Raw genomic sequence first — 13,199 nt, 5'->3', positions numbered from 1 at the left:
TCTTAAAAACCGGCTTTTTAGCCGGTTTTTTTATACTTTACCCGCAATGCTCTCATAGTGCAGATAACCAAGACGCTGCCAAAAAGCGGCCGCAGCCTCACTAGAAATATTTTCACGCTCTGAATGACGCCATGCCACTTGAAGTGCCTTAGCACCTTTTTCTCGCAATTGATTCTCTAGCGCCAAAACCAATGTTCTTCCCACACCCTGACGGCGGAACTCAGCACTTACCCAAAGGTTGTAGAGAATACCAAGAGGAGAGGTGTCGAACTCAGGCCTATCATGAATGTGGCCCGCAATACACCCGATGACGGCTTCATCAAGATTTCTTGATCCCACCTTTGTCTGCTCGCCCTTCCTTTTATTCCTCACAGAAGAGATCGCCAGCAGGGCAACACTGGCAGATGAAGAAGTCACATGCTCAGCCAATGACTGAAGCCGCTCTTTTTGCGCAGCTTGGTTGGAGGGAAATACAGATTCGGGGAGATGAGAGGACAATGCCTCCCAAAAAGACAAAAGTATCGGGATGTGCTTGGGTTTGGCCGTAATGATTTCGATCAATCACTCACCTCCACATCGTATTCGGCTGAATTAGTGCAATGTTTGATGCGTGTCTGGGAATAAATCGGGTAAATCCGCTTCCGTAAATTCATACTGCTGATTACAAAACTGACAATCAATTTGAATCACAGGGCTTTCTGCCAGCATCGCCTTAACCTCTTCCTCACCGGCTGACTTCAACGCATTCGCTGATCGATCACGCGAGCAACTGCACGCAAACACGATACTCTGTGAATCAAACACTCGTACCTGCAATTCGTGGAACAATCTAAACAGTAACTGCTGCTGATCCAACGCCAGCATTTCCTGAGATTTTACCGTTTCGGCAAGGTGCACGGCAGTTTCCCAACAATCTTGATAGGCGGTTTCACTGTCGCTAATTTGCCTAGGTAATGCTTGAACCAATAAGCCTGCGCAGGTGAAATTATCCGCTGCCAACCAAATACGGGTTTCCAATTGTTCTGATTGACGGAAATAATGCTCCAAACATTCTGCTAATGTATCGGCATCTATCGGGACAATGCCTTGATAACGCTCTCCCCCCTTTGGCTCTATCGTGATTGCCAATACCGCCTCCCCTAACAAAGAAGAAAGCTTACTGGTATCAAGAGTGGATAAGTCCACCCCTTCTGACAATCGCGCAATAGCACGCACTTCACACTGCTTAGAACACTCCGCCATCAGAATAGAAATCGGGCCTTCTCCTCTGGCTTGTATCGTTAATCTCCCATCAAATTTTAGTGTGGAGGATAACAAGGTTACCGCCGCCAAAAACTGGCCCAGTACAGGACGTAAAGGCGCAGGTAAATCGTTGTTGACGAGTACTTCTCTGTAGCTTTCATTCAGCGTCACGACTTCGCCACGAATATCTGCTTGGTCAAAAATAAAGCGACGTCGTTGATCAATATTCTTCATGTATTACCTGCATAGGTTGTCAACATCGGGGATGAATCTCATTGGGGTGGATTGCTATAACCACACCTTAACGGTGTTACCAGTCACATAGACCGCCAGTAAACACTCATTGCTGGATCATACGAAAGAAGCGGTACTTGTTGAGTATGGTTCAATTTGGCGCACTTACGCAGTGACACAGACACCCATTGGGTCATTATTTCTGCAAACCACTGCGTCTAAGACAATCTCACACCACAACAGTGCGGGCGACGGCGCTAAAAACAACCTATTGAGAGAAACAAAAGTTTCGAAAGAAAGCGAAATCAGGCAGAAGCCTGCCTATCCCGTAGAGGCTAGTGGGCTCCTGCATCATTTGGTTCAGCAACGGCTGAGGTGGTAATGACGGGTGCGCCCAAATGAGACCGAAACCGCTGCACGACCTGATCCCCTTTTAGTCGAGCAACTGTATCCAATAAGCCTTTCGAAAAGCTATTTGGCAAGCCGTATATGTCCCGAATCGCCCGCTCCTGAGATAAGGCATCTTGATGATCGATGACCATCTTGTACCCTTGGTCATCCTCCAATTGGACGTATTCTCCATCGTAGGCCAATAGGTTGGCCGCAAAGGAGGTGAAGTCCACAATCGGCTCATCGTTCAGCGATTCAACCACCCAATTTTTCCAATCGTGATAACCTAAGTTGACGTCTGCAGCGAGTACTTTCAACGCCACAACCGCTTCTCTCCGTTGGGGGCCAGACCACTTATTACGCGCCTGTAAAAAATCCACAGGCGCTTTACTGTGCCAATCACGCCCCCAACGTTTAATCAAATTCATATTCAGTGGGACAAACACCACCCCCCCATACACAAGGTAACGAGGAACTTCATCATACTGAATGCCTTGCACCAAAGTGCGACTTTTGACCACAGGCTCTGCCCGCACCGACAGAGTAATACGTTCACCTCGTCGAACCACCGTGATAGGGAGCGACTCTCCCGGCTGGTGATGATCCACCGCAAACTTAAAATTGGTGCGAAGGTCATCGGTTAGGGCAATGGTTTGATCGTCCGCAATGTCATAACCATCAATATTGACCAAAATATCATTGACGAGCACAACACCAAAATTGGCAGAATCCTCAAAGACTTTCGTCACTAATGCGCCACTCTCATCATCGCTCAGCCCATGAGCCCTTTTTGCAGCGGGGCTTTCCAAACTTTGAGTACGAAAACCAATATCCGGCGTGCCGTCAAACACCCCATCTTGTGCATCCTCCAGAAAATGAGAAATCACCGACGGTGGCACAAAATACCCCAAGTTTTCCGCACGCCCTCCCGCATTGGCCTGCATGACGATACCGACAATTTTATTGCCTACAATCACCGGGCCGCCGCTGTTACCTGGGTTAATGGCGGCATCAATCTGCCCCGCCAAAAGGAAGCTACCGGCATGGGCGTAGAGCTGATGCTCGACACGAGACAAAATGCCTTTGGTGATACTTAACGATTGCCCACCAAAGGGATAACCAAACACTGACACTTCCGTAAGAGGATCGGGCAATTTACCAAACTTCAATGCGTTCAAACCCTCAAAAAATTCGCCCTCATCCACTGTAAGCATCGCTAAATCGGCCTCATGAGACACAAATGCCACCTTGGCCAAATACTTCTTTGGGTCACCGTGTTTCTGCACTTGCAGGTAACGAGCATCCGCAATGACGTGGGCATTGGTCAAAATGCGCTGGCCATCAATCACTACCCCAGAACCACTGGTTTGATCGATATTTAACAGTCGCCAAGGGGTGAAGTAATCCGGTGCGGCTTGAGAAGTGTAAATTTTGATGACGGCCTGTTTGAGGCGGTGCAAAGATTTCGCATCATTAGACGCCGCCAAGGTCAACGGTGATAAGGACACAGCCCAGATTGAGATGATAAAAATAACGATTCGTGTAAACATAGAACAATAATAGCGTTGTTTGTGATTAACGTTGCTTTGAACCAAAGTTGTTTGGATCAAATGCGGTTTAACCAAATACAGTTATTGATTGGCAGTTATGTATTGTTGGTTGTTATGCATTGTTGGCTGTTATACATCGAATGCATCACAGCGGTTCTTTATCCCCGCCACTGTGATGAAAATAACGAGAGGGACTATTCGCCAGATCACTCGCCCCACATCGGACGAGCTATCACAATGTCACAAGTTCACCGTGAAACCAATACGTGTCGCTCATAGACCCGTGCTCTGGCGAATAATTCTTGTTAACTATGAACTTAAGGGGATTTTTCATGAAAATCATCATTGTTGGAGGTGGCGCCGGGGGTCTTGAACTCGCAACGTACCTAGGTCGTAAACTAGGAGCAAAAAAGAAAGCGGAGGTGTTGTTGATTGATCGGCAACCTACGCATCTATGGAAACCACTACTGCATGAAGTGGCCGCCGGCAGTCTCGACTCTGAAGTCGACAGCGTCAGCTATCGCGCCCACGGCCATCAAAACGGTTTCCAGTTCAAGCTCGGAGAATTCTGCGGCCTGGATTCGGATCGCCAATGTATTCAACTGGCGCCGTTACTGGATGATGAAGGTGAGGAAATCTTGCCTCAGCGGGAAGAGCCTTACGATCAGCTTGTACTCGCAATTGGGAGTGTCTCTAACGACTTCCGTATTCCCGGTGTTGCCGATCACTGCCGATTCTTAGACGGCACCGCTCAAGCGAAAAACTTTCATCGCAATCTGGTCAATCGCTTCATTCAATTGAACCGACAACTCAAAGATGACCCAGCCATGAAACTTCGCGTCGCCATTGTGGGCGGTGGTGCTACCGGTGTCGAGCTTACCGCAGAGTTGTTCAATGCCCGCGAGCTGTTCAACATGTATGGGCTAGAGCAAGTGACAGCAGACAACCTGGATGTCACCTTGATTGAGGCAGGCCCGTGCTTGGTGCCCGCACTCTCACCCAGAGTCTCCAATGCGGTGCTGGAAGAAGTGAAAAAACTGGGCGTAGACGTCCGACTGAATACCCAAGTCTCCAGTGCTGAAAAGGGGATTTTTCATACGAAAGATGAAAATAAAATAGAGGCCGATATTTTAGTGTGGGCAGCCGGCATTAAAGTCCCTGAATTCATCACTGATATTGAAGGCCTAGAGACCAATCGCCTGAATCAAATACTGGTGAAGCCCACATTACAAACCACCGTACACGACAATATTTATGCGATTGGCGATTGCGCAGGTTTGCAACTGTCGGAGAATAAATGGGTGCCCCCCAGAGCGCAGTCGGCACACCAAATGGCCTCATTAGTGGGTAAAAATATTGTAAAAACTCTACAAAATAAGCCTTTGGACGAATTTCAATATCGGGATCACGGGTCGTTGATTTCACTAAGTCGATACACCACCGTGGGTGTATTAATGGGGAACCTCGGGAAGGGTGGCAGCATTAATTTACGAGGCTGGCTGGCAAGAATGGCCTATATTTCTTTGTATCGCATGCATCAGGTTGCCCTTCACGGCTGGCCTAAAGCCATCTTGATGGTCGTAGCAGACCGTATCAACCACATCATTCGCCCACGCCTGAAACTGCACTAACCGTAAGCAAACACGCAGCAGACAAAAAACGATTGCCTGCTGCGTATTCATCTAATCTAAGCTCCAATTTAGGTTCTACTCTAATTGGTTCTACTCTCAATTAGCCCTACTCTTACTAGGCCCTACTCTTACTAGGCCCTACTCTAAATCCTGCTCTCGGAATCGAATGATCTGCCGACGTTCTTTCTTACTGGGCCGATGATCATGAACAATCCCCGAAACACCTGATGCTCGGCGTTCTGCCACTGTTTTTTCGCGTTTTTCTATGCTTTCGGGGGTTTCGTTATAGAGCAACTGTGCCTCAGGGGCACCTCGCCTTTGATCAGATAGGGCAATCACTTCCACTTCCCAAGTATCCCACCCTTTTTGAATGGACAACGTTAAACCCACCATTAAGTCTTTACTGGCCTTCACTCGTTGACCTTCACACCGAATTTTTCCACCTTCGATGGCCTGCTTGGCCAGACTTCGGGTTTTAAAAAAGCGCGCTGCCCACAACCACTTATCAATTCTTACTTTTTCCATTTGCCTATTTTTCAGCTACCCACAATGACTGACCTACGGATTACTCGGCTGTCTTCTTCAAGATTGAGAACACCCTCATTATAAAGAAACAACGACGGACTAATATAGAGGAAACAGTGAAAAGCGAATGAAAGACTTTCTACCAAGAAAAACTCTCGATAAGATTCTGGCCTGAAAGAGAGCGGGCAAATCGATTAAGGGCTAAGCGGTTGAAGGTTTTACAGGTATTACCAGAGTTAAATTCAGGCGGTGTGGAGCGAGGCACGGTGGAGTTTGCCCGCCACTTGGTAAAAACTGGCCATGAGTCACTGGTGATGTCTGCCGGGGGTAAACTCGTTCCCACTCTGGAACAACAAGGCAGCCAACACCTAACCTTTCCAGTGCACAAAAAAAGCCTACTGTCGTTACGCCATGTTTTACCACTGCGACGCCTTATTAAAAGCATCAAGCCCGATATTATTCACGTACGCTCGCGCTTACCCGCTTGGTTAATTTATCTTGCCATAGGCAAGTTCCCGCGTAATCAACGCCCCGGAATTGTATCGACCTTTCACGGTTTGTACTCCACCAACCGCTACAGCGCGGTCATGGGAAAAGCCGATAAAGTGATCGCGATTTCCGATTGCGTTAAAGAATACATCACCCACTTTTATCCATCCGTACCGGCCAGTGATATTACGGTGGTACATCGAGGTGTCGATACGGAAACCTTTCAGGCTAACCAAGAACCGCCAACAGAATGGCGAGAAGCGTTTTATCAGTCTTTTCCCGTGCTTGAAGGCAAACCACTGATTATCATGCCGGGGCGACTCAGCCGCTGGAAAGGTCAAACCGCCTTTATCGACCTGATTCATCGATTAAAATCATCAGGCCAAAGCTGTCATGGCATCATTATTGGTGGCACAACACCGGGAAAAGATCACTTTAAAGAAGAACTGCTATCAAAGATTCAGACACTTAACTTGAGTGACGACATTACCTTGCTTGGCCATCGCAATGACATCGAGCACCTCTTCCGAGAAGCCTCACTGGTTTGCAATCTCTCATTAAGACCAGAGCCTTTTGGTAGAACGGTGATTGAAGCGCTCGCCGTTGGCTGCCCAGTTTTGGCATTTGATATGGGAGGTCCGGCGGAATCCCTTCGATACAGCCTACCAACAGGCTTAATCTCGGTAACGCGCAAAGATGCCAATCCAAGAACAGAGATCGAGATAACCGATAGCATTCTGGAACGTCTAACCCAAACTGCCATTCAATTGCTCACCAGCCCACCCAACTTCACACTGGATTCACAATTCACACTGGATACTCAAGCCCGAAAAACATTGGAGGTATACCAAAGCGTGTATAACGCTGTCAGGAGATGAAATTGAAGTGGGCTAGGATAACCGCTATATTCGCCCTGTTTTTGCCGGCTGAGGTATCGTCGTTATTGACGAATTAATCGCTGAGTTAATAGCCAACTTAATAACGACATCCAGTCATAATGCAACGCGCCACCACCCAATACAGACTGAGACACCATGCGAATTCTTCACGTTGCCCATCAACAATTACGAAAATATGGACACAACCGCGTTAGTTGGGCACAGAAACTGTACTTTGGGTTAATTCGAAATGGCCATTGTGTTCAAGCTTTCAGTGATCGAGATGTGGCCGCTTTTGAAGCGCCCTTGGGCATTCGAGATTTGGGCAAGAAAAAAGCCAATCAACGTCTGTTACAAACCGTCGAAGCCTTCGAGCCGGATCTAATGATCGTTGGGCATTGCGATATTATTTCCAACGATACGCTCAACCAAGCACGGGCGCAGCAGCCCAATATGGCCATCGCCTGTTGCAATAATGACCCTTTGTTTGTACCAGTTAATGTCGAAAAAATTCACGCCCGCTGTGATGTGGCAGATGCCATGTTTGTCTCTACTGGCGAATCGCTGCTGGCTCCATTTTCTGGAAAACGCGCAAAACTCTGGCACATGCCTAACCCAGTAGACAGCTCAATCGAAACAGCAGACACCTCACAACAGGATCAGCTAGCCACCGATCTCATTTTTTGCAGCAAAGAAACAGCCTACACCTCTCGCGGGCAATTGGTGTCTTTTTTAAAAGACGAATTGAAAACAGCATTCAAAGACAAATTCACTTTTCGCACCCCTGGCAGTTTTAACGAACCCGGTGTGTGGGGCCGAGATTACGACAATGCCTTGGCCAACAGCGCCATGGGCTTAAATTTAAATCGGCAAGAAAACTTTGACTGGTATTCTTCTGCGCGCATGGCACAACTGGTGGGCAATGGGTTGTTAACCTTTACTCATGCAGCCAATGGGTTTGACCGACTCATGCCTGAGGAAACTCTCGTATACTTCACTGGTCAAGAAGAGCTACTCCAGAAAATCCGAGAGTTTTATCATGACGTCGAAAAACGCAAGGCATGGGCCAGTAACGCACGCACGTTTTTTCACCAAGAAATAAATTCGACGCTGTATGCACAATATATTGTGGAAGCGACGTTGCAGCAGCCTTTCAGCCATGATTATGTTTGGCTTAAGTCCAATTCTTAGCGATAGTTTGCAAAGCTGATCATTATCATGAATTCCAAAATAAACTCATCGAGTTCTTCTGATTTCGTTAACTTAGGCAGTATTGAAAATGCCTTCGCCCAAGGAGGAAACCGATTATGTTTTGTGGACCCTCGCAATCAGCATCGGTGTATCAAGGTTTGTCGGCCAGATCGTACACCAGCAATCAAACGTGCAAAGAAATCATTTCCGGCCTCACTCAAACCCTTGCACTGCTTTGACGACAACATAGATGAATTTCGAGTGTATGAACGAATCAACCATTCCATAGGTGAAGCCGCCTACCAGTTAATTCCTCGTTGCTTTGGATTTATTAACACTAACCATGGCACCGGTTTGACCACCGAAATCATAATGGATGACGATCAGCTTATCTCTCTTTCACTCAAACAATACATCTGGGTGAACGGCTTAACAGAGCATTTACAAGCCATCATCCAAGCGTTTCAACATTCCTGGGTAGAGCTAGGAATGCCATCACGAAATTTATTACTGCATAATCTGGTGGTTCAACAAAAACAACAACAACCTCACCGGATTGTGGTAATCGATGGAATAGGATGGGCAGACCCACTCCCGGTAGCGTACTGGAGCCGACACATTGCGCGAAAAAAATCATACCGCAAAGCGCAACGCCTGAACCAAGCAATTCAACAACTATTAGAAACGAAAGCACAGAACGGAGAATGGGGGTATCACGGGTGGATGGAAGAGCAACAACGACGCCTTCCGGAGATAGAAACACCGTGATAGCACTTCCACTTCAAAAGGAATACACAAGATGACAACATCCATCAAGCTCGCACAAGTGCTTGCTGGCGGCTCCGCAGGTGGCGCAGAAAATTATTTCACTCGCATGGCTTGTGCCTTGCAAGAGTATCCCAACCTGCAACAAAGAGCGTTCACACGACCGAACGTACTGCGGGAAGAGCGTCTTCAAAAGGCAGGCGTTGATTACAATACGTTTCGTTTCGGGGGAAAACTCAGCCTGCTAGATCATTGGCAGTATCGAAAAGCACTACGTGATTTTTCTCCCGACATTGTGCTCAGCTACATGAATCGAGCCACGTCACTGACACCGGCATCAACTCATTATCAACTGGTCGGGCGCCTAGGGCATTACTACGACTTAAAATACTATCGCCATTGCGATCATTGGATTGGTATAACGAAAGGGATTTGCGACCATTTAATACAAGGAGGGATGCCGCCAAGCCGGGTGACAAAAATCGGCAATTTTGTTGATGAAACCTCAGCTGACCCATTACCGCGATCAAGCTTTAACACGAATGGGCAAGAGCCTATTCTGCTTGCTACAGGGCGGCTTCACGAAAATAAAGCCTTTGATACTCTGCTGAAAGCCTTTAAAAAAGTGCCTCAAGGTACACTGTGGCTAGCAGGCTCCGGCCCGGAAGAAAAAGCCTTAAAATCATTGTGCTCCGCACTTGAGCTCAACGAGCGCGTTCGTTTTCTTGGCTGGAGAAATGACATCAATGCCTTATTGCGAACGGCGGATGTGTACATTTGCTCATCACGCCATGAAGGTTTAGGCAGCATTGTTCCTGAAGCGTGGTTCAATCAATGCCCCATTGTGGCTACACGCTCACAGGGCCCAGGAGAACTCATTGAGCATGAAACCACTGGATTATTGTGTGAAATTGATGACGATGGCGCCTTAGCAAGCCACATTAATGTGATACTGGATTCCCCTACGTTGGGTAAAAAGTTAGCTGTCAACGCAAAATGCCATTATGAAACACATTATTCTCAGAAAGTGATTACGGGTGCGTATTTGCAATTTTTCGAACATCTTACTCGTTAAGGTATATGGGTTTATTTTACCATTCTCCCTAACTTAATCATTAACACTACTAATTGTGAAGGACTCAATGACCGCATTACCAATTTCAGGAAGCCTATTTAAAGAAAAATGGATTGCATTTTGGCAATGGGCACTTTTAATCGGATTTTATTGTATTACCTGTGGCTTTTTTGTTTTCCCTGGAAACGCCGGCATTCAATCCAGTTATTATTCATTGATTGTCATTCCTCTTTTCATGCTATTACCCATTACTCGCCCCCAAACGCTCCCTTGGCGAAGTATCGGCGTATTTTTATTACTCCCGATTTATCTGGCTACCAGCCATTTTTGGGCAGACCCCGAACTTTCCACACGCCCTAAAAGTAGTGTGTTTTTTTTCAAAGTCGTTTTATTGCTTTTCTTACTCGCCATAGCCATTCAATTTCTACTCGAATCGCGTGAGAAACTATTTGAACACTGGATAAAAGGTATTGCCTGGATTGGCTCACTAAGTGCGATAATTGGGCTATCTCATTATTTTTATATCAATTTTGAGGCCCTATCAGCAGGGGAACTGATACGTTTTAAGGGCCTTGCCTGGGGAGGCGACACCAACCGAATCGCCATGTTTTATTTGACGAGCGTTTTAGCTAATGCGTACCTAATCACTCAACTAGATGGAAAATTACGACATTTATCGATATGTTCAATACTTCCGCCATTACTTTGCATCTTATTGACACAAAGTAAAATTCCTCTTGCCATACTCTTTTTAGTAACCGGAGTTTTCCTTATTAGCAGTATGCGTCATGGCAACAAACTTATCGGCTGCTTTGCTGTGGCCTTAGGAATTGCAATAAGTGCATGGCTAGCTTTTGGTACAAATACTTTTAGCCGAGTTTATAGCTTTTTTATTCGATGGGAGCTTTGGCAAGAAGCCATTAATCAAGTTGGTGATCGATGGTTATTCGGGAATGGATTGAATTACCGTGTAGATATCGTTGCAGATAACATCACATTTGGACAAGCACACAGCTTTATCTTCGACACCTATCGATTCGGAGGGTTGGTATCCATTGCTCTCATCTTCACGCAAATTACCTATACTTTTACGCAGGGCCTGAAATTTCTTAAAAATCACCCCAGCGGCATTTTTCTAATGGTATGGTTTTCGAGTGGTGTTATTGCTGCCTTAGTTTACTCTCAGCAGCCACTGACGAGACCAAGCTATACTTGGTTCCTCTATTGGATCCCCATGATGTCAATACTACTGCTCAGCCATTTTTACTCTTCGGCTAGAATAAACTCAAAAGACAATGTTGAAGCAATAAAGCAAATATGACGTTAAATTTAGTTTGCAAGGCATAGTTAACGTGAAATTACAAGTTCTTGCTTGGCCCAAGTCAAGTAACAAAGCCAACAACCCATACAATCATATATTGTATGCTGCCATGGAACCTCTTGCCGATGTACATGAGTTCCATGGACGTAAAATGTCCACCGCTAACGAACATATTTTACATCTGCATTGGCCTGATTTGATTTTAAGAGGACGGCATATTTGGAAAATCCGATGGCGCTTTTTTAAGTTGTTACGGGCAATGGAACGGATTCAAAAACAGGGAGGAAAAGTCATTTGGACCGTTCATAACTTGAAGCCACACACCGAGCGCCATCCGATCGTTACCTCAAAAATGATCAACCAGTTATTATCGCAATTGGATGGTTTGATTTTTTTGTCAGAAGCCAGCAGAAGTAAATTTTGTGAGATGTACCCAGACCATTGCTCTATTCCATTTTCGGTAATTCCACATCATCACTACCATGGGTGGTACCAAAATAAACTCAGTGAGTGTGATAGCGATGCATACTTCGAAAAAACAGGTACGAACCTACTTTCCTATGGCAAAATACGCTCACATAAAGGTATCGAGACTTTAGTGCGAGTCTTCAAACAACTAGACTCAAAGAGTACGCACCTTCACATTGCTGGTAATCTAGGAAAGCATGGTATTTCAACTGACGTGAAATCCACTATTGATCAAGATAACAATATAAGTGCTTGTTTTAAGCATATATCAGATGAAGAAACAGCGGATCTATTTCAATCTTCAGATGCCATTGTCCTTCCTTACACCACAGTATTAAATTCCGGCACAGCAATATTAGCCTTGACTTTTCATAAACCCATTATTGCCCCCGCTATCAGTACCTTTAATGATCTAAAAAAGGTGTTTGGTGAACAATGGCTCTATCTATATGAACAACCATTAACCGCTGAAAAGCTAAATGAAGCACTAAATTGGCTATCGCATAGAGATAAAAACGCCTCTTTAGATTTATCTTCGCTCTCTCCACAGGTCGTTGCGGAACAAACGGTTGATTTTTATAGGCAGGTAATAAATCACAATGATTGATCTCACCGTAGTTATTGTTTCCTTCAACAGTGCAGATTCAATTCTGTCTTGTTTAAAAAGTGTTGTTACTTCAAAGCACTTTAATGTCATTATTGTTGACAACTGCAGTAGCGACAACTCTCAAGAGAAACTACAATCAACCTTTCCATCTACTACAGTTGTGCAACTTAGTAAAAATGAAGGTTATGGAAGAGCGGCAAACGCTGGCTTCTCGAAAGCAGCCAGTCGATTTTGTTTATTATTAAATCCAGACATTAACGTTTCAGAAAAAGACATTATTGAATTTTATCGACTCGCCACTTCAAAAAACAATGAAAAAAATGCCATATTCGCACCTGCAATCACCGAAAAGCAGAAGAATCTGAGAGGCATAAATTCGGTAAACTTTGTGCTAGGTGCAGCAATGCTAATTGACTTCAATAAGTACGAAAAAAGAAAAATTTTTGATGAAAATATATTTCTTTTTTACGAAGAAAAAGATTTATGCTTAAGAACAGTCCATGAAAACAAACAAATTTTACGATTAAATGATATTTATTTTCCTCATATAAAGGGTACATCCTCCGGTACTTCGCCTGCTATCTCCTACTTTAAACAGTGGCACGTAGGTTGGTCTAGCATGTACTTCCTGAAGAAGCATCAACTAAACAACGGGCGACATAGCGCATTAGCCTTATACGTCCGGTACTCCGTAAAAAGGTTTCTTAGCTTCTCTAAAAACAAAAGAATGAAATATAAAGCAAGGCTAGGTGGTGTTTCAGCTTTTCTTCGCGGACAAGCTGCCTTTGATAAAAAAGGCAATCCAAGAATGCAACATATCTTAAAAAGATGAG

General features: G+C 45.3%; 12 protein-coding genes. 8 read left to right on the top strand and 4 right to left on the bottom strand.

Annotation, left to right across the window (positions count from 1 at the left end):
* Window positions 1-30 precede the first annotated feature (30 nt).
* From LU351_RS15830 to LU351_RS15820, 3 genes are all read right to left on the bottom strand, one after another.
* Window positions 31-561, bottom strand: a complete 531-nt coding sequence (locus LU351_RS15830) for a GNAT family N-acetyltransferase (protein WP_232595062.1) — start codon at window positions 559-561, stop codon at window positions 31-33.
* Between the two features lie 30 nt (window positions 562-591).
* Window positions 592-1,476, bottom strand: a complete 885-nt coding sequence (hslO, locus tag LU351_RS15825) for an Hsp33 family molecular chaperone HslO (protein ID WP_232595061.1) — start codon at window positions 1,474-1,476, stop codon at window positions 592-594.
* Window positions 1,477-1,811: 335 nt separating this feature from the next.
* Window positions 1,812-3,374 (bottom strand): S1C family serine protease, encoded by a 1,563-nt coding sequence (locus tag LU351_RS15820; RefSeq protein ID WP_232595060.1) that lies wholly within the window; start codon window positions 3,372-3,374, stop codon window positions 1,812-1,814.
* A 374-nt stretch (window positions 3,375-3,748) separates the two neighbouring features.
* Here LU351_RS15820 and LU351_RS15815 point away from each other — a divergent pair, with 374 nt between their 5' ends.
* Window positions 3,749-5,047, top strand: coding sequence for an NAD(P)/FAD-dependent oxidoreductase (locus LU351_RS15815; RefSeq protein WP_232595059.1), 1,299 nt, complete (start codon window positions 3,749-3,751; stop codon window positions 5,045-5,047).
* A 138-nt stretch (window positions 5,048-5,185) separates the two neighbouring features.
* Here LU351_RS15815 and LU351_RS15810 read toward each other — a convergent pair whose 3' ends face one another.
* On the bottom strand, window positions 5,186-5,572 hold the full coding sequence (locus tag LU351_RS15810; protein ID WP_232595058.1) for an RNA-binding S4 domain-containing protein: 387 nt from the start codon (window positions 5,570-5,572) through the stop codon (window positions 5,186-5,188).
* Between the two features lie 209 nt (window positions 5,573-5,781).
* On the opposite strand from LU351_RS15810, the gene LU351_RS15805 reads away from it, so the two are divergent.
* The 7 genes from LU351_RS15805 (at window position 5,782) to LU351_RS15775 (ending at window position 13,198) form a co-directional block, all read left to right on the top strand.
* On the top strand, window positions 5,782-6,939 hold the full coding sequence (locus LU351_RS15805; RefSeq protein WP_232595057.1) for a glycosyltransferase family 4 protein: 1,158 nt from the start codon (window positions 5,782-5,784) through the stop codon (window positions 6,937-6,939).
* A gap of 156 nt (window positions 6,940-7,095) precedes the next feature.
* Window positions 7,096-8,130, top strand: a complete 1,035-nt coding sequence (locus LU351_RS15800) for a glycosyltransferase family protein (protein ID WP_232595056.1) — start codon at window positions 7,096-7,098, stop codon at window positions 8,128-8,130.
* 27 nt (window positions 8,131-8,157) lie between these two features.
* Complete coding sequence (locus LU351_RS15795; protein ID WP_232595055.1) at window positions 8,158-8,898, top strand: YrbL family protein; 741 nt, start codon at window positions 8,158-8,160, stop codon at window positions 8,896-8,898.
* A gap of 31 nt (window positions 8,899-8,929) precedes the next feature.
* Window positions 8,930-9,970: a glycosyltransferase gene (locus tag LU351_RS15790; RefSeq protein WP_232595054.1), complete on the top strand. Its 1,041-nt coding sequence runs from the start codon at window positions 8,930-8,932 to the stop codon at window positions 9,968-9,970.
* Window positions 9,971-10,037: 67 nt separating this feature from the next.
* Window positions 10,038-11,291, top strand: a complete 1,254-nt coding sequence (locus tag LU351_RS15785; protein ID WP_232595053.1) for a hypothetical protein — start codon at window positions 10,038-10,040, stop codon at window positions 11,289-11,291.
* 31 nt (window positions 11,292-11,322) lie between these two features.
* Window positions 11,323-12,366, top strand: coding sequence for a glycosyltransferase (locus LU351_RS20965; RefSeq protein WP_232595052.1), 1,044 nt, complete (start codon window positions 11,323-11,325; stop codon window positions 12,364-12,366).
* Complete coding sequence (locus tag LU351_RS15775) at window positions 12,359-13,198, top strand: glycosyltransferase (RefSeq protein WP_232595051.1); 840 nt, start codon at window positions 12,359-12,361, stop codon at window positions 13,196-13,198. Before LU351_RS20965 ends, LU351_RS15775 begins: the two co-directional genes overlap by 8 nt.
* The last annotated feature ends 1 nt before the right edge of the window (window position 13,199 follow it).

The organism is Marinibactrum halimedae (genome assembly GCF_021234875.1).
Lineage (GTDB): Bacteria > Pseudomonadota > Gammaproteobacteria > Pseudomonadales > Cellvibrionaceae > Marinibactrum > Marinibactrum halimedae.
This window is presented reverse-complemented; position numbering and strand designations above follow the sequence as displayed.

Bases quoted from the DNA above. Each gene is read 5' to 3' on its own strand.
- hslO (WP_232595061.1), bottom strand. From the start codon at position 1,476: ATGAAGAATATTGATCAACGACGTCGCTTTATTTTTGACCAAGCAGAT.
- LU351_RS15815 (WP_232595059.1), top strand. From the start codon at position 3,749: ATGAAAATCATCATTGTTGGAGGTGGCGCCGGGGGTCTTGAACTCGCA.
- LU351_RS15810 (WP_232595058.1), bottom strand. From the start codon at position 5,572: ATGGAAAAAGTAAGAATTGATAAGTGGTTGTGGGCAGCGCGCTTTTTT.
- LU351_RS15800 (WP_232595056.1), top strand. From the start codon at position 7,096: ATGCGAATTCTTCACGTTGCCCATCAACAATTACGAAAATATGGACAC.
- LU351_RS15795 (WP_232595055.1), top strand. From the start codon at position 8,158: ATGAATTCCAAAATAAACTCATCGAGTTCTTCTGATTTCGTTAACTTA.
- LU351_RS15790 (WP_232595054.1), top strand. From the start codon at position 8,930: ATGACAACATCCATCAAGCTCGCACAAGTGCTTGCTGGCGGCTCCGCA.
- LU351_RS15785 (WP_232595053.1), top strand. From the start codon at position 10,038: ATGACCGCATTACCAATTTCAGGAAGCCTATTTAAAGAAAAATGGATT.
- LU351_RS15775 (WP_232595051.1), top strand. From the start codon at position 12,359: ATGATTGATCTCACCGTAGTTATTGTTTCCTTCAACAGTGCAGATTCA.